A 16145-nucleotide genomic window follows, 5' to 3' on the forward strand; every position below is an offset into this window, starting at 1 on the left:
GCACGTCAACCGGACCAAAATGCTCAAGCGGCAGATGTACGGCCGTGCCAACCCCGATCTCCTGCGCAAACGCCTCCTGCTGGCCGACTGATCGGGGTCCAGTCACGGAAAGTGTGCCTGATCCAGTTTTCAGGATCCGCCGACAGGTGACAGCCCGCAGTTCACCGCGGTCATCGGCGGTATCCGGGTGCCCCGGCTGGGCGTGGGGCGGCCCCGCACCCGCCCGGACCGCGTCCTGGCCGACAAGGCCTATACCTCCGCGGCCAACCGCGCTTACCTGCGGCGGCGCGGGATCAAGGCCACCATCCCCAGCAAGGCCGACCAGGACGCCAACCGCCGCGCCAGAGGTTCCAAGGGCGGACGGCCACCCGCCTTCGACCCTGAGATGTACAAGCAGCGCCACGCGGTGGAGTGCGGCATCAACCGGCTCAAACGCCACCGCGCTGTCGCCACCCGCTACGACAAACTCGCCGTCCGCTACGAAGCCACGATCCTCATCGCCGCGATCAACGAATGGCTCTGATCGACTTTGATATAGGCCCTAGCACCAGCGACTTCTCCCCCGTGGTCGGTGCTACCAGGCTCACCTCTGTATGTCCTGGCCTCCGCCTATGATCTCGTCGTGGCCGACCGCGGACGTGATCCTCCTTCACGTCGCGTGTACGGCTTGCGCGTGCCACCTCCAGCTCCTCATGATTCTTCGTGACCACGGGAGAAGGCGTGGGGGCTGGAGTGGTTGTCGGCTGCTGCGGGACCTGCGGAAGGCGTACGACCTGTTGAGGCTGCTCCGGGGCCGGTTGGGAGGCCTGCCCGCGCCACGAGTCCCGTACGGCGCGGCCCACGTCGATGTTGTTGCCAGCGAGCCAGTTCTGCACCTCGCGCTGCATGGCCGCGCACAACTTCGTGTCGTCGACGTACCGACCTGCTGTACCGGTCAGGTGGGGGCATCCCGGCGGCGGATCCGCCTGAGCCGTCCCCGCCACGGCCAGCGCCGCGGCGCCTGCCAGCACCCCTACGGCAGCCGACCGCCACACCGCCGCACGGCCTAGGAACGGATTGCTGGCTGTCACAACGGCACCCCCGGTCGATCACGAAGCGAAGATGATCAACCACGATAGGCAGCCATGCCGGTGCAACGGCGCAGCTGAGAACCGAGTCGCACGAGCAAAATAACGATCTTCCAGCTACCTATGCCGAGGTGACGCGGACGGTGCCGGAGGACCGGCGGAACGCCCGGACGAGCGCGGATTCCGGACGGCCTCCGCACCGAGCGGGCCAGGATCGCGCTGCGGGAAATCCGCCGCGGCCAGCTGTACAGGGGCACCCGCCGCAGGTGACGCCACGGCGAGGTGTTGCGCAGCCGCTCGTGCCGCGACCGCCTGGGCCATCCTGCCCTGCGCCGTACGGAGCTCGGCCGCCGCCGCGACCAGCGCCGCAATGTCGGCGATGAGCGATCCTCCGGAGCCTCGCGTCCCTGCAGCGAGCCTTCGCACGGCCCTGCGCAACTCCAGCCCTGCTCGTGTCGGGGGCGGAATTCGCGCGTACGGCTCCCGAGCGGCGCGGTCGAAGGCCTCCGCCGCGTTATGCAGCCGCCGGTCCTTCAACAAGCGCGCCGCGACATGCAGCAGGTCAGCGGTGGCGCCCGGCACGTCCGCCGCGCCGCCCGGTCCTCCGGCTGTGGCCTCGCGCAGCTGCGCGGCGCCCTGCCGGGCAGCCGTCGTCACCAGCTCCCAGATCTCCCGGCGTTCGTCGGCACCCGTTCCGACGGGGTGGTGATCGCTTCCGCCGCGCCACCGGGCGCGCAGTTTCGGAAGAGTGAGGTCGGCGGCGAGCCTGCCGCCGCCGAACCACACCAGCTCGCCGGCGCGGTTGCGATGCTTCGGCAACGCCACCGCGTACCCTGTCACCTCGCCGGGATTGCGTTGGCTCAGTCGCTGCCGCACCAGCACCCCGGCGGCGTCCAACGACCGGAAGAACTCTTCTTCCGAGGCCGCTGCGGCGGCGGCGGTGACGACGTGCTGCCGTAGCACCGTCCGCGGCACCTCGTCCCACCCGCGCCGCCGGGTCTGTTCCGTCTCGCTGCGGGTCGGTCGGCGCGCCGCCGTCCGGTCTCCCGGGGCCGTCAGGCGCAGGGCGTACCGGCGCTCGACGGCCTGGCAAGCTTCCCGTACCCGGTAGAAGTCGTTCCAGGTCCGGGGCTTTGTGCCGTCCTGGCGGGCGAGCGTGGCGACGATATGGATGTGGTCGTCGGCATGCCGTACGGCGACCCAGCGCACTCCGTTGTCATCGTCGGCCAGCGCGAGACCGGTGCGGGTCATGATCTCCTGGGCGACCTTCGCCCACTCCTCATCACTCAGGATCCGGTCCTGGCGTGCGGCACGGGCGACACAGTGCCACACCGGCTCTGCGTAACCGCGCTCCCCCACTGCGGCGAGGGGCTGGTTGAGCAATCCGATCAGATTCCGGAAATCCCGCCCGCCTTCCGTACGGAGCGACGGCTCCAGCTCGGCCGGATGCCGCCACCCGGCGACGAGGTGCGGGTTGACGTGCTCGTTGGCCCGGCCCGGGCCGTACAGGTAATACAGCAACCCGCCGACGCGGCGCCCGCGCATCACCTTTCCGATCACCGGATCGCCTTCCGGAGCGCTTCCGCGATTCCGTCCAGCCGCTGCACCGCCCGCAAGCACGCGGCGGCGTACGGAACAAGGTTGCCGGGATCAGCGCCGGTCGCGTTGAGCGCCGCCACGGCCTGGTTGAGGTTGACCCCGATGCGGCGCACCTGGCCGGCGGCGTGCATCAGCTCGATCAGGGCCTCGCGCAGCGGGTCGGGCATCGGCGGGTTCACCATCCGCGCCGCCGCCAAGGCCGCCTCTGCCGCGTACGCCCCGTGCGCGAGCCCAAGACGTGCGGCGGCCGTGCGGAAGTCGACGTACTCCTCCTCGGTCAGCACGAACTTCACCACGTGCGGCCGCGGCACCGCCTGGCGTTGACGCCGCCGCTGCCGCACCTGCTTGGACCCCGCAATGGACCCGGTGTCCTCTCCCCCAGCGGACACGCTCATGACCACTCCCCCGACGACCGCGCCCGGTCGCAATCGATCAGAACCCACCCCCGACCGGTAGCGGGAGTGGGCGGTTCTGATCACGAATGTCCCCCGCTGCATCCCGCCGGATGCAGCGGTAATGGGACATTACGAATATCTTGCTCCCGCCCTGCGGGACTCAGACTGCGGGTGCAGTGCCGTGAGCCGACTGCCGCCATTCCAACGCCTCGGGCACATCGCGGTACTCCAGCAGGTGCTGGCCGGCGATCTTCTCCAGCAGGTCGCGGACCTCCGCTGGTGTGGCGTAGAAGAACTCACGGCGAGTGTTGACCTTGTTGACGCGCCGCTCGCGCAGTTCGTCGTGGAGCCGGCCTTCGAGGGAGACGGCGTCGTCGCTGAAGATCAGCGCGTGGGTGTCGAACTTGAACGGCACCGAGGCGTCCCCCAGCTCGCGCACCCGGTCTTCGGGTTCCAGCCGCCGGGTCATGCCGATCTTCACGATGTTCTCGCCGAACGCGCCGATGTTGGAGATCACATACACATAGCCCGCCCGGATGTTGGCCTCGCGCGCCTCCACATCGGCGACCGCGGCGCCGATCTCCTCCAGCTTCGCCTTCAGCTCCTCCGCGCCCGCCGTGTCGCCGTTCGCCAGCAGCTTCGCCAGCGCGGTGCGGTAGTGGGACTCCTCCTTGCGCAGCCGGGCCTTCTCGCGTTCGAACTCCCGGCGCGCGGCCTCCTCCTCCCGCTGCCGCTCCCGCTGCGCGCGGACCTGTTCCTTTTCCTCCTCGACCTTGGCCAGGTAGTCGGCGGTCAGCTGCAGCTCGTACACCCGTAAGCGGTGGTAGTCGTCGCCGACGTGGATGTGCATCGTCTTGCCGAGCTTGACGATGGCCTCGCCGGCCTTGCTCAGCCGGTCGATCGCCGACTGCAGCTTGTACGGCCGCATCGTGCGTACGCAGTTGTCGGCCTCGGCGTTGTAGGCGCGCAGCATCAGCTTGGAAAAGTCCCGCACCATCCGCCGCCCCTCGGCAGCGGATCCGTTGACCGTCCAGTTCGTCGCGCCCAGCACCGCCTGCCCGGCGCGGGCCATGCTCTTGATCTTGTCCTTGACCTCGGCCAGCTTCGCCTTGTACGCGACCGCATCGCCCAGGGGATGCTGGTACTCATAGACACCGACCTCCTGCAGCAGGGCGACGTCCTCGGTCCGCACGACCTGCGCCTCGATCTCCTGCAGCCGGTGATCGGCGTCCTGGATCGCCGCCTGCAATCGGACCTGTTCCACGCGCAGTTGCTCGGTCGCGGCGGTGATCTGCATCGCGTCCAAGCCGCCGAGCCGCTCGACCCACTCCCGCAGCTGGGCGTTCTCCGCTTCCAGCGGCTTCTTGCCACCGAACAACCCGCCGCCGGAACGTTCCGGAACCGGAACTACGGGAGCCTCACGCACCGGCATGGCGTGACGACCGTTCGGCCCAGTATGAGCAGGTGCAGGCGGCGGAACGGGTGCGTGAGCGGGCGGGGCGTCGGCCACCCAGAACTGCCAGCCCGCCGGGGGCGGAGGCCAGGACGGGCCCGGCTGCCATCCAGGAGGAGGCCGCCATCCAGAAGGCGGAGCCGGCCACCCCGGCGGCGAGTTGAACCGGTACTCCGTCATCAGCGCCCTCCCTCGCGTCAACCCGGCTGGTCACCGGTCGAGAAGGAGGACGGCCACCTGATAACGGCGGTGCACGGACATTCGGCGGCCACAGGCAACTGTGATCGAACCGTGAGCACGGGACGCGTCCGGCAGAAGCGGCACGCACGCCTGGCTGCCGGGGTTGGCTGGCAGGCAGCACGGCGAACGTGGTCGAGCGAGGCGATACAGCGAACCGGAGGGGCACCGCGGATCAACCGGCCGGAGTTCCAGCTTCCAGAGCGATTCCGCCTCACGCATCGACAAAATCGGCAACAATGCGCTTGCAAGATATTACAAAGAGTAATCAGCGCACGAATGGCGGCGACCCGCGAGCCAACTCCCAGACCGCCGTCAGTCACATCCGCACTGCTCTGAAGGATATTGAGGCGGCGTGAACCACCCCTGGATCATCTACCTGCAAGCATGCCTCGCCGTTCGGATACAACGCGCACGAACGGCCCCCACACGCGGAGCCTCGGCCGTCGAGTGGGTCATCATCACGGCCATCATCGCTGGCGTCGCACTGGGCTTGGCCACCCTGATCAAAACCGTGGTGGAACAGAAGCAAGGCGAGATCCAGCAGACCCTCGGAGGCGGCAGCACAGGTGCGTGACCCCGAACCTCCGGTCCGCCATTATCGCCTCGGCGCTCATCATGCGCGGTCGGTCAACGACCGCCCGGCCACACCGCCGCCCTGCAGGCACCCCATTTCACGCGCTTGTCCGTACCGATCTGCCCCTGACAGAGCTTGAAGACCTTCACCGATCCGAACAGGGAACTGTCGGTCGCGCAACCACCCTGCGGCGCCCGCACCTCAAACGGCTTCCGCGCATCGACGGGATTGTCGTTGTGCCAAACAGCCTTGTAAGCCAGGTTGTCCACCTTGGTGTCGCACACCTTGATCATCGATCGATCGGCCGGCACGGTCACCCGACCGTCACCGTAAGCATCGTTCCAGCCAGGCGTCCCCGCCAACGCCGCTCCGGCTGAGCCCAGAACCAGCGTCCCGACGACTAGCGTGACCGACACCCACCCTGCTCGCGATCTCATACATCCCCCCGATAATCACTCGCAGGGAATCACTTTATGTAGTTGATCTAGCACGTCAAGCACTTCCGTGGCCGTGTCGATGGGGCAAGGCTCTGGACGGTAGGCAGCGCCTCAAGGAGGCGCCTGCCCTAGGTGAACCGAGTGATGCGCTGCCGACCCGCAGCGTTGGGGCTGCTTCAAGGGATCGGTCGATCGGAGGAAAAGTCACGGCGGCACGCACCTCATCCCCCGTCTGCCCCCTCAGGGGCTTTGGGCAGGTGGAAGGCCAGGCCGGATACCCGGCCTGCCTGGATCACGGGCCCGTGTTGCACTCCCCCAGTGATCACGTTGTGCACCTCTCTCAAGGGCCATGCCTCCGGCATATCCCCCGCTGTCAGCAGGCGTCGCAGGTCCTCGGCGAGGGCAGGCTCAGCCTGGAGCAGATCCTGCAGCCGGGCGCGCCATACACCTTCGACAGCCGCCACGAGCTGCCCGTCTCGTGATCCGCCGGCCTGCAGCAACTCAGTGCGAGAAACATCGAGGTCGTGCGCCACCTGTTCGGTCGCCCTTCCTCGGGCGAGCATCCGGGCGATGCCGTCCTTCACCTCCGTCCACGCATCGGAGACCATGAGGCCGACCAGTGTCGCCGCCCCCGAACTCGCCAGTGCCATCAGCTCAGCCTCCACCACTGGCCCCCTTCCTGCTTGTCGCGGTCCATCGGCGGGTTCATCGATCCGGCTCATCGTCCGGTGGGGCGGGCGGGGGATCGAAGTCGTCGAAGAGAGAAGCAGTGGGTATGTCGAATCGATTGTTGAGCTCGTCGGCCACATCCTGCCTGCCGTGCTTACGTAAGACGTCGGATATCTGCCGGGAAAGGAGCGCTCGTTCGGGATCGCCTTCTGAGAGGTCCATCGACAGAAGAAAGGCACCGAAGTGGTCGGCAGGCGTTCGGGGTGCCGATGTGGGTGGGCCCGCTTCCCCGTTCATCGAATAGGGCTCCGATTCGGTGGCCCGCCCCCCGTTCACCGGCCCTGAGACCAGGTGCAAGAAGGGCTCGGGTACGTGCGCGTTGTTAGCAGCAGAGGAGAGCTGAGCGAGCAGCCCGATGTCCTTCACGGTCTTCTCAACGTGGTCGTCGTTTTTGGCGAGCCACCAGACCACCGCGCTGCCGGGGTCCTTCAGCACGTTCTCGCTCAGGTACGCACGTCTGCTCTGCTGATACCTCATCTCGTGCTCCCAGACGGCGTTCTCCTTGCGCGTCGATGCGAGCTTGGCGAGCCGTTCGCGGTCGTCCTCCGAGAGCGTGAGGGTGACCGATTCGGCCATCACACGAAGGCAGCCCGTGTCGTCCAACTCCATCCGGCCCAAAGCCCCGCTGAGCTCATGCTGAACGAGTGACGCGCGGCCGGGTGGCCTGTTCTCCGTGATCCTCCGCGCACGTGTCAGGATGGTCTCCGCCGCGAGAGCCTCGGCGTTGACGAACGACTCGCCCGTTCCCACCCCGGTCGTCGACCAGCGAACCATGGCGGAGAACACGAAGTCGTAGTCGTCCCAAGCGCTCGGCAGGGCAACCTCGGCGATGCGCTGCTCTCTGCGTTCCGTGGGTGGGACCGGCGGCGGAACGGCGTACGTCACCGACGGCTCGGCATGACGGCGCATCATCTTCACGATGGCCAAGCAAACCGCCCCGAGCACCACGAGCAGGAGGGCACCGAGCCACAGCGGCTGGGGAGCGAAGAGGATGAGGGCGACGAGGATCAGTCCAGAGAAGACGACGAGGTAAATCGTCACGGTTGTACGGCCAGAAGTCATGGGACGCCTTCCTGCATATGTCACGAGGGCTGAGCTCACGCCACCTGAACACCTTGGGCAATGTTGATCTTTTGCAGCACGCGGTCACGAAACCACACCTCGGACTCATCTGGAGGAGGCAGGGAACGTTCCAGCTCACTGGCCATGACGTACAGCCGGGCCAGGGCGTCCGTACGCCGGGCGCCGCCGTCGATCAGCACGTCGAGAAGCGCGTCCTGGTACGGCCCTCCTGCGCCGGCAGCAAGGAGCCATCGCCTGGCCGCAGGACTCCACGCGTCCTCGGGCCGTCGCCCGAAGACCACGTCCCAGCCATTCGTCAACTGCTTTCGTACGGCTTCGTGAGCGATGAGCCTCCTGCTCCGGCCCTCCGTGGCAGTCAGCAGGTCCGGGTCGGCCAGCTCCAGGAAGAGGTCGGGATCGGCCTTGTATGTGTTGTTGCCACTGAACTGAAAGTCGAGCCGGTCGAACATCAGCCGGAGAAGACGCCGGTCCGTGCGTACGAGCTGGATGAGAGCGTCGCGTGCGCGTGTAGTCCCCTGATGTTCCCGCCTCGCCATGTGGTGCAGGCGGACCACCGCTTCGTAAGGGTGATGCACGGCCATCACCTCTGTGCAGAGTGAGATGATCACCTCGGTGAGCGCGTCGGGCAGACCCGTCCTGGTGGACCACTCGTAGATCTGACGCCGGAAGAACCAGCCCTGTCGCTGGTCCTGCAGGGCTTTCGTCAGAAGCTGTACCGCTGCTCGCGTCCCGGCTCGGTTTGTGTCTTTCGCCGTCCACGTGAGCACCAAGGGAACGAGCATCTGTCGGTAGCGGTCCTGCAGGCACAACTCCGTGAAGCGCTTGACCAGCTCATCTCTGTTCTTCTCGGTAAGCTCCGCCGACAGGGCGGTCGCCCCGACCCATTTGTGCAGGCCCTCCCGCAACTCCGGCAGGTGCGCCCAGAAGTACGACCGGACTGCCGTGTCGAACTCCAAGGCCTTGAACCGCACGCAGCCTTTCCCGTCCCGTTCTGCTTTGATCGCGCGAAACCGCTCGATGAGGCCCATATGCTGCAGCACCGGGAGGTCTTCCAGCGGATGGCGCACCGTCTGCAGCAGCGAGACGGCCGCGTTGTGGACGGTGTCGGCGTGCGCTCCGTGCAGCATCGCGGTGGCGAGCAGCAGAGCGCGTGACGGTCCGTCCTGCAGCTCGCGTAGGCACTCTGCTACCTGTTCCTCCCGGCCGCCCAGCGCGACGTACGCCTCCTGGCACCAGGCGGCGTAATCCCCCGCTCCCCCGGCCTTCGCCCGCGCGTCGACGACAAGCCCCGCGAAGCGGGCGATGTCCTCCATCGGCGGGCGCCGCCCGAGGAACGCCGCAACCGCAGCGGGCGCGGGTTGCTTGATCACTTCAGGGGCAATGCCGTTCAGGCGCAGGTAACGCCGCAGCACCACCAGCTCCTGCGGACGACCGATCACTACCCGGTAGGGGACGAGCGCCGGCACCAGGCGTGTGGCTCTCTCGTATGGGAGCACGACGACGAGACGGGCCTGGTGCCTGTAGACCTCGGCCCGCACGGAGTGAAGCTCTTCGTGAGCCCTCACCCAGACTTTCTCCTCGACCTCGGACAGGTCGAGGAGCAACAGGGTGTCGTCATCGGCGATGCCGTCGAGAGCAAGGAGGGGCCCGCTCTCGTCATCGTTCAGCGGCAACTCCCGGAACGTGTCCTCGCCCGTGCGCAGCTCATGCAACAGCATCTGCGCGGCCGCCACCCGGCCGCTGCCCGGTGCCCCGTCGAGCAGAACGGTTCTCTGCGAGGCAAGGATTTCCCGTGCCTGGCCGAACCCGGGAGGAGGGACGAAGTTCCTGCGCAGCCACAGCAGGTGATCCGCCGCGAAGCTCCTGAACGATTGCCCCCCGCGGTCCGCAAGTGTCTCGAAGTAGTAGTTGTAGTGGTAATTGTGCTGATCGCCTGAGCCCATATGCATCTGGGCATCACGGCTGTAGACGGAGTGCTGGAACTGATCGCTCAACGGTCGTCCTCGCTTTTGTCCGAGCCGCCGAACGTGTGACGTATTCCCCCGTTGTTGTCCCCTTGGACGTAGGTCGCCCCCGGGCCGGAGAAGTGCGGAGAGTTGTTGTATTGGTTCCCCTTGCCCATGTGGATCGGCCCCTGGTTCCCCTTGGCGACCGTGCCCACGTCACCGTGGATGTCCCGGCTCTGCACGCCCGTGCCGTGCACGTCCCTCATCTGGTTGTGCACCGTGTCAGGGCGTTCGGCAGTAGTACGGTCGCGAAGCGTGGGCACCAGTTCGACCAGCGCCTTCGCGATCCGGGTCAGGCCCGACTCGGCATCCTGAAGATCGAGCCGGATGGACTGGTAATCGGCGAGCTGGCCGAGCTCCGCCGGAAGTTCCGAGGATCTGAGCCGTTCGGTCCTACGGCCGTCGAGAACGGGAATGACGGGAATGCTGTGGGCGAGTGCCTCCATGATCTCTCTGCGGACCCAGTCGTTCTCATCCCGCAGCGCGGGAGCACCGGCCCAGTCCGGTCCGATCACGGCGACCAGCGCGGAGCAGTTCCGGACGTTGTCGAGCAGCTCTGCGGGATAGGGCGATCCCGGCTTGATGGACTTGGACGCACGGAAGACTTTGTCCTCACCGAAGCGGTGCGACAGCTCTCTGTCGATCACGGCCGCGGTCTTGTCCCCGTCTCCCGTCCGGTAGTTGACGAACACCTCCGGCATTGTGGGTTCTCCTTTCTAGGGCGTGACGATGCGTAGCGCGGTACTGAGCTCAGGGGACAGATCACGCACCTGAGCGTTGCGCGGATGGCGGCCTAGGACGCGGGCGAGCAAACGGAGGTCTGCGGCGATGGTGGCGGAGCTTACGGTGATGACGCCGCCCAGCAGGTCACGCGTCAGGGTGCATGCGTGGTCCACCTCGCCTGCGACGGCATAGGCGAGAGCGCGGCGCACCCCGTAACGGACCTTGGTACGAACGGCCTGAGAGGCTACCCGCGCGAGCTCTCGATCAAGAATCTCGGCGGCCTCGTGAGGACGCCCCAGATCGTGAAGGCACCAACCGGTGATCATGGCCACCGGATCGGACAGGTTTGTCGTTCCGATGACTGGCCCGTCACCATCCTCAAGCCGTGGCGTCAGCAGCGTCCTGGCACGATCCAGGCTGCGCATGCAGGCGTCGTAGTCGCCGTTGATCGCCTGCCCCTGGGCCTCCCGCTGCGCAGCCAGACCTCGGATCCGCGGCGGAACCTGGTCGTCCTGTGCCTCCTGCGCCAGGCGTATGGTCTGCGCGGCATCCTCCCGGTAGAGGGTGACCAGTGCGCGCCGCACCAGCGCATACGCCGCCAGATGCCGGTCGCCACCGGCTGCGGCCAGTTCGACCGCCCGCCGGGTCCACCACAGCGCGCCCTGCTCATTGCCCGTCTCCTGTACGAGCCAACCGACGTACTCGGCGTATCGCGAGCCCAGTCTGAGCAGGCCCTGACGTGTGACCGAATCGGCGGTGACGGCGGCTTCCCTGAGCATGTGCGTCTGCGAGATGAGTGCGGGAAGCACAACCGCCGGATTGGTCACCTGTCCCAGTTGGCGGTACTGGTCGAACAGTGACCGAGACACCCTCAGCAGTTCCTCGCTCCCGGCCCTCGAGCCGGTCTCGGTGCCGCCGATGCTCATGCCAGCGATGGACGCTGCCCCGGCGGCGAGGACCTGCCGTCGGCCCATCGGTTGGAACCAGTTTTGCCCATCCGCGGACAACCGCATCAGCCACACCTCCTCGTCGGCGCCCTCCGTTGCCTGTGGCTCAGCCACCTTGGCCTGCATCGCCGGCACGAGCCTGACCAGGGCACCCCCGGCGTTGAGCGCGGCGTCGCAGAGGCGGACGAGGTCTCGACTCGGCGCCTTGAGCCCTCGTTCCACCTTGCTGAGCTGACCCTTGCTGTAATGGACCCGATTCGCGAGATCGGTCAGCGTGAGATTGGAGGCAATTCGCAACCTCCGAAGCTCCTGTCCGAAATGGATCGGCTGCCGCACTGTGTGAACCTCCGCCACTTCCAGGCCGAACAGCCGGCCCCACAAGACTGCGACGGGAGCAGCCGCCCAGACAAGGCCGGTATCGTTGTTTCCCGTTTCCACTTTTGCAGCCAACTGGAAACAGCGCCATATGAAGGCGTGATCGGCTGGCAGTGCCCTGAGGCGGTTCCATCGACTTCGAGGGCACTAGCAGGCCAGCCGATAAACTCGCGTAACCAAAACCCTGCGGAGACTCCGAAGTCGAAGGCCCGGCCAGTCCCACGCGCGCTTGGACGGGCCATGCACCTTGTATCTGCGAGTAGTGCCTCACGAAACCGGACGGTCGGCAACGCAGGCAGGTTTTGGTTCTGTGACGTCACAGGAAAATTACGTTCCGGCTATCGGGCCGCGTGTGTCGTCCCTGCGTGCGATGTTGCAGGTAGGACATGGATGCAGGAGGACGCATATGGCTAGCGGGCCCACCGGTTATGCGGTGATCGACGTCGAAACCACGGGCCTCAGGCCTTCATGGCACGATCGGATTATCGAGATCGGTATCGTCCATGTCGCCTTCGATGGGCAGGTGACCGGTGAATGGAGCACCCTGGTCAATCCGGAACGTGACCTGGGACCCCAGCACATTCATGGCATCACCGCGTCCGACGTCCGCCACGCTCCCACGTTCGAGGAGATTGCTGGTGCAGCCGTCGCCCTGTTGCAGGGCCGGGTACCGGTAGCGCATAACCTTCTGTTCGACGCGAACTTCCTTCAGTACGAGTTCGCCCGTATCGGTGTTGAGTCCCCGCGTCTGCATGACGTTGGAGTGTGCACGATGGCGGAGGCTCGACGTTTCCTGCCGGGTGCGCCACGCAACCTGGTCGGCTGCTGCGCGGTTGCTGACATTCAACTCGACGGGCACCACGACGCCCTCATCGACGCCCATGCGGCCGCGCAACTCTTACGCCGCTACCTCGAACTGTGCCACCCGGACTTTCCCTGGCCGGCGGCGCTCAAGGCCGCGGCGGACGTCACCTGGCCCTCCATCAGCGGGACCGACGCGGTGTGGGTACGTAGGGGCGTCTCCGCCGAGCGGGAGACCCACTTCCTCGCCCGCATCCTGGACCGCCTCCCCCAGGCAGCTCAGGCCACTCAGGCCGACTCTTATCTCGCCCTGCTCGACCAGGTGCTTCTGGATCACCGCATCTCCGCTGCCGAGGCTGACGCTCTTGTCGATCTTGCGACCACACTGGGACTGTACCGAGCCGACCTGGACCGGCTGCACCGTGACTATCTCACCGCGATCGCCCGGGCCGCCCTGGCCGACGGCGTGGTGTCTGAGGCCGAGCGCCAGGAGCTCGACCTCGTCGCCACCTTGCTCCATCTGCCGCTCGGCGCCGTCGACGACGCCCTGACCGATGCGGCCGGGACTCCCGGCGCCCCGACGACCCGATTCGAACTGCCGCCGGGCGCTCTCGTCGTCTTCACCGGCGAGATGGACGACGGCCGTGAAGCATGGGAGCAACGAGCCCGTCAGGCTGGCTACCTCCCGCACCCCAGCGTGACTAAGAAAGTCAGCCTCCTGGTCGCCGCCGATCCGGACACCCTCTCAGGCAAGGCCCGTAAGGCCCGCGCATATGGGATTCCCATCGTGACTCCTGACGCCTTCGCTCGGATGCTCGGGTGAGCCCGAAAGCGAGCGCCTTTACGTCGTAGATCAAATGTCCCTAGTTGTGAGCTACCCGTTTGAACATTCACGTCCCGCGCTGACGTCAGTGAGCCGGAACACGCGACAGCCTGCGGCAATGGCAGGCAGCGGGGTGTCGGCAACTGACGGCTCGTTCGAGCAACAAACGAGCAACGAGAAACAGAAAAGCCGTGATCACCCTTGCGTGATCACGGCTCCGACCTGCTAGAACAATGTCGGGACGGCGGGATTTGAACCCACGACCCCTTGACCCCCAGTCAAGTGCGCTGCCAAACTGCGCTACGTCCCGTTGCCCTGGTCTCCCCGGGCACATCCAAACCTTAGCGCAGTTTCCGCCCTCGTGCGTACACGAACCGCGCCAGTGGGCCTAGGCTGGCGATCATGGGCAGGAAGGCGCGCATCGACCAGGAAGAACTCGTCCGGCTGGCCGGCGAGGGATGGACCAACGCCCGCCTCGCCGAGCACTTCGGCGTCACGGAGTCGGGCGTCCTGCAGGCGAAGCGCGCGGCCGGTCTGTCCAAGCCGATGACGGACCACAGCCGTGCCCTGCCGTGGAAGCTCCGCCGCGAGCACAGCCAGAGCGGCCCCGCCACCAACCTCCGGAACCTCTCCGCCGCGGCTCAGGGCCGTCGGGTCCCCGAGGACAAGCTCAACACCGCCCTACGTTGGGCGAGCCGGCTGGTCGACAACGGGCTCGACATCGCCTACGACCCCGAGCAGGGCTTTCATGAGGTGCCCGCCGGGGACGACTCTCACATCGCCCGGGTCCTCGCCGAGGCCCGTGACGCCACGGACGCGGCGGGCACCAGCCCCTGACCGTACGGCTCACACACCGTCGCGGGGCAGGGGCCTGGTCTCCTCGCGTACGTGCACGTGGCGTTCGCCCGGGTGGACGGCGGTGTGCGACTCGGTCTCCTGGACGTGGACGTGCGGCTCGGCCGCCGGGTCCACGGTGTACATCGTGTCCGGCTCGATGGTCTCCACCGTCTCCTCGACGGTCCGCGGGCGGCGCGTGTAGCGAGTTGTCAGCACCATGCCGACGACTCCCACAAGCATGAGAATCCAGCCGATCATTTGTAAGTCGATTCCAGGAACGTCCCATTTGACGGCGAACGCGAGAACCGCGCCGACCGCGATGAAGGCGAGACTGGCCCCGAAGCCCATGGCTACCTCCTCTGCTGGTCAACCGCCCTTTACCCCCAGAATCCACGATTACGCAAGGCGTGAAGGCCGCATTCCCGGGCAGTGCGGATGAACAACGCACTCACCCCTGGAGGCAGATATGAACGCCGTAGCATGGGTGGCCGTCGTGATCGTCGCCGTGCTGGTGATCCTGGCAGTCGGTTACCTCGTGTCGGCACGCAACCGCCGGCGCCACCTGCGGGACCGTTTCGGGCCCGAGTACGAGCGGGCGGTGCGGGAGAGCGACAGCCGTAGGGAGGCCGAGCAGGAACTGCTCGCCCGCGAGGAGCGCCACGCCAAGCTGGACATCCGCCCGCTCGACCCGCAGACCCGGGACCAGTACGCGAGGAAGTGGACCGAGGTGCAGGAGCGGTTCGTCGATGCTCCCGGCTTCGCCGTGACCGAGGCGGACGCGCTGGTCACCGCGGTTATGGCGGAGCGAGGCTACCCCACGGACGAGTTCGAGCAGCGTCTGAGCGACCTGTCGGTCGCGCACGCCGCCACGATCGACCACTACCGCAACGCCCACGACATCAGCAGCCGCGCCGCCCGGCAGGACGCCACGACGGAAGAGCTCCGTCAGGCGATGGTCCACTACCGCGCGCTGTTCCAGGAGCTTCTCGGTGACGGCACCGAGGTTCCCCCCGACGGCCACGTCAACGGCGCCGTGTACACCACCGACGGCTACGACGGCGCCTCGATGAACGGTCACCACGCGGACGTGCGGAAGGCGAGGCGATGACGATGCGAACGAACAGGCACCACGAGCGCGGCGAGGTCGCCGAGCAGCCGACTCCCGAGACCCCCGAGCCCCTCGAGGAGGAGGCGCGCAGAGAGAGGGCTCTCGCGGACTCCGGACGGGACGAGCACGAGGGCCCCGGCCCGGTCTACTCCCCCAGCGAGGCCAGCGACGCGTACACCGCCGGCTACTCCGACGCCACGGCGCGGGACACCGGCGACCACGCCTACGCGGACGGAACAGTCGAAGCGGACGCGGACGGCGACGGCCGCCGCTTCCGCGAGCCGTACGGCCAGGCGGGTGACGACGTCCTCACGTCGCCCCGGACCGGCGGCGGGCACACCGCCGACGGCGACCGCCTCGTCGCGGGCGGCCGCGTGGACGACGGCACCGAGGGCGGCCAGACCTACGACAACGCCGCCGACACCGCGTACGGGTTCCGGGGAGACGACGCCGAGACGACCGGCACCGGGTACGCCCGGGACGGCGTGACGGCCGGGGACACCACGGCCTACGGCGGCACCACCACCGACACCACCACCGACACCACCGCGGACACCGGGACCGGCACCACGGCGGACACCACGGCGGACACCACGGCAGACACTACGGCGGACGCCGCCTCCGGCATCCCTGACGGTCCCTCCGTGGACGGCCCCGTGGCCTACCCCGTCACGACCACGACCGCCGCCTCCGGCGCGACGTCCGTCCTGGACGAGACGCTGGAAGGCCGGTGGCGTGAGATCAAGGCGGGTTTCGTCGACGATCCCCGCCACTCGATCGAACAGGCGGACGCGCTCGTGGAGGAGGCCCTGTCGGCCTTCACCACCCGCCGTCAGGCGCTGCTCGACCAGTGGAAGGACAACGAGCGGGGCGACACCGAGGCGCTGCGCCTGGCCCTGCACGAGTACCACGCGTTACTAGCCCAGTTGACCCGGAAGTGAGGTAACA

Annotated in this window: 15 protein-coding genes, 1 tRNA gene and 1 pseudogene; 6 read left to right on the forward strand and 11 right to left on the reverse strand. The window is 67.2% G+C overall.

Translation table 11 applies throughout. The annotated features are described in order from the left end of the window. Positions 1-160 precede the first annotated feature (160 nt). Positions 161-523: pseudogene (locus tag HHX30_RS00005) on the forward strand (transposase); the annotation flags it as partial. Between the two features lie 661 nt (positions 524-1184). Here the strand turns inward: HHX30_RS00005 and HHX30_RS00010 are convergent. The 3 genes from HHX30_RS00010 to HHX30_RS00020 all read right to left on the reverse strand — a co-directional run bounded on the left by HHX30_RS00010 (position 1185) and on the right by HHX30_RS00020 (position 4493). Continuing rightward, positions 1185-2627 (reverse strand): relaxase/mobilization nuclease domain-containing protein, encoded by a 1443-nt coding sequence (locus HHX30_RS00010; RefSeq protein WP_169978091.1) that lies wholly within the window; start codon positions 2625-2627, stop codon positions 1185-1187. Next, positions 2624-3061: a hypothetical protein gene (locus HHX30_RS00015; RefSeq protein ID WP_169978093.1), complete on the reverse strand. Its 438-nt coding sequence runs from the start codon at positions 3059-3061 to the stop codon at positions 2624-2626. Before HHX30_RS00015 ends, HHX30_RS00010 begins: the two co-directional genes overlap by 4 nt. 160 nt (positions 3062-3221) lie before the next feature. Then, the gene (locus HHX30_RS00020) at positions 3222-4493 is read right to left on the reverse strand and encodes a DUF4041 domain-containing protein (RefSeq protein ID WP_249349507.1); all 1272 of its coding nucleotides are present in this window, start codon (positions 4491-4493) and stop codon (positions 3222-3224) included. A gap of 613 nt (positions 4494-5106) precedes the next feature. On the opposite strand from HHX30_RS00020, the gene HHX30_RS00025 reads away from it, so the two are divergent. Beyond that, positions 5107-5328, forward strand: a complete 222-nt coding sequence (locus HHX30_RS00025; RefSeq protein WP_169978097.1) for a hypothetical protein — start codon at positions 5107-5109, stop codon at positions 5326-5328. 53 nt (positions 5329-5381) lie between these two features. On the opposite strand, the gene HHX30_RS00030 is transcribed toward HHX30_RS00025, so the two are convergent. From HHX30_RS00030 to HHX30_RS00055, 6 genes are all read right to left on the reverse strand, one after another. Then, positions 5382-5744 carry a hypothetical protein gene (locus HHX30_RS00030; RefSeq protein ID WP_150933286.1) on the reverse strand — a complete coding sequence of 121 codons (363 nt, stop codon included), beginning with the start codon at positions 5742-5744 and terminating at the stop codon, positions 5382-5384. Positions 5745-5986: 242 nt separating this feature from the next. After that, on the reverse strand, positions 5987-6430 hold the full coding sequence (locus tag HHX30_RS00035) for a hypothetical protein (RefSeq protein WP_169978099.1): 444 nt from the start codon (positions 6428-6430) through the stop codon (positions 5987-5989). Positions 6431-6470: 40 nt separating this feature from the next. Next, positions 6471-7535 carry a hypothetical protein gene (locus HHX30_RS40445; protein ID WP_211591410.1) on the reverse strand — a complete coding sequence of 355 codons (1065 nt, stop codon included), beginning with the start codon at positions 7533-7535 and terminating at the stop codon, positions 6471-6473. A 56-nt stretch (positions 7536-7591) separates the two neighbouring features. After that, positions 7592-9571 (reverse strand): hypothetical protein, encoded by a 1980-nt coding sequence (locus HHX30_RS00045; protein WP_169978101.1) that lies wholly within the window; start codon positions 9569-9571, stop codon positions 7592-7594. Continuing rightward, positions 9568-10284: a toll/interleukin-1 receptor domain-containing protein gene (locus HHX30_RS00050; RefSeq protein ID WP_169978103.1), complete on the reverse strand. Its 717-nt coding sequence runs from the start codon at positions 10282-10284 to the stop codon at positions 9568-9570. The genes HHX30_RS00045 and HHX30_RS00050 overlap by 4 nt, the downstream gene beginning before the upstream one ends. 15 nt (positions 10285-10299) lie before the next feature. Then, complete coding sequence (locus tag HHX30_RS00055) at positions 10300-11691, reverse strand: helix-turn-helix transcriptional regulator (protein ID WP_311921868.1); 1392 nt, start codon at positions 11689-11691, stop codon at positions 10300-10302. A gap of 343 nt (positions 11692-12034) precedes the next feature. Between HHX30_RS00055 and HHX30_RS00060 the strand changes: the two genes are divergently transcribed. Further along, positions 12035-13252, forward strand: a complete 1218-nt coding sequence (locus tag HHX30_RS00060) for an exonuclease domain-containing protein (protein ID WP_211591411.1) — start codon at positions 12035-12037, stop codon at positions 13250-13252. 236 nt (positions 13253-13488) lie between these two features. On the opposite strand, the gene HHX30_RS00065 is transcribed toward HHX30_RS00060, so the two are convergent. Further along, positions 13489-13562, reverse strand: a tRNA-Pro gene (locus tag HHX30_RS00065). 92 nt (positions 13563-13654) lie between these two features. On the opposite strand from HHX30_RS00065, the gene HHX30_RS00070 reads away from it, so the two are divergent. Continuing rightward, a complete protein-coding gene (locus HHX30_RS00070) occupies positions 13655-14089 on the forward strand; it encodes a hypothetical protein (protein WP_169978107.1) in 435 nt (144 codons plus the stop codon). 9 nt (positions 14090-14098) lie between these two features. On the opposite strand, the gene HHX30_RS40450 is transcribed toward HHX30_RS00070, so the two are convergent. Next, the gene (locus HHX30_RS40450; RefSeq protein WP_211591412.1) at positions 14099-14437 is read right to left on the reverse strand and encodes a DUF6458 family protein; all 339 of its coding nucleotides are present in this window, start codon (positions 14435-14437) and stop codon (positions 14099-14101) included. Positions 14438-14555: 118 nt separating this feature from the next. On the opposite strand from HHX30_RS40450, the gene HHX30_RS00080 reads away from it, so the two are divergent. Continuing rightward, entirely contained in the window at positions 14556-15197 is a 642-nt protein-coding gene (locus HHX30_RS00080) for a hypothetical protein (RefSeq protein ID WP_169978109.1), read from the forward strand. Beyond that, the gene (locus HHX30_RS00085; RefSeq protein WP_169978110.1) at positions 15194-16138 is read left to right on the forward strand and encodes a hypothetical protein; all 945 of its coding nucleotides are present in this window, start codon (positions 15194-15196) and stop codon (positions 16136-16138) included. The genes HHX30_RS00080 and HHX30_RS00085 overlap by 4 nt, the downstream gene beginning before the upstream one ends. Positions 16139-16145 lie beyond the last annotated feature (7 nt).

This window comes from Microbispora sp. H10836 (assembly GCF_012999525.1).
Classification (GTDB): domain Bacteria; phylum Actinomycetota; class Actinomycetes; order Streptosporangiales; family Streptosporangiaceae; genus Microbispora.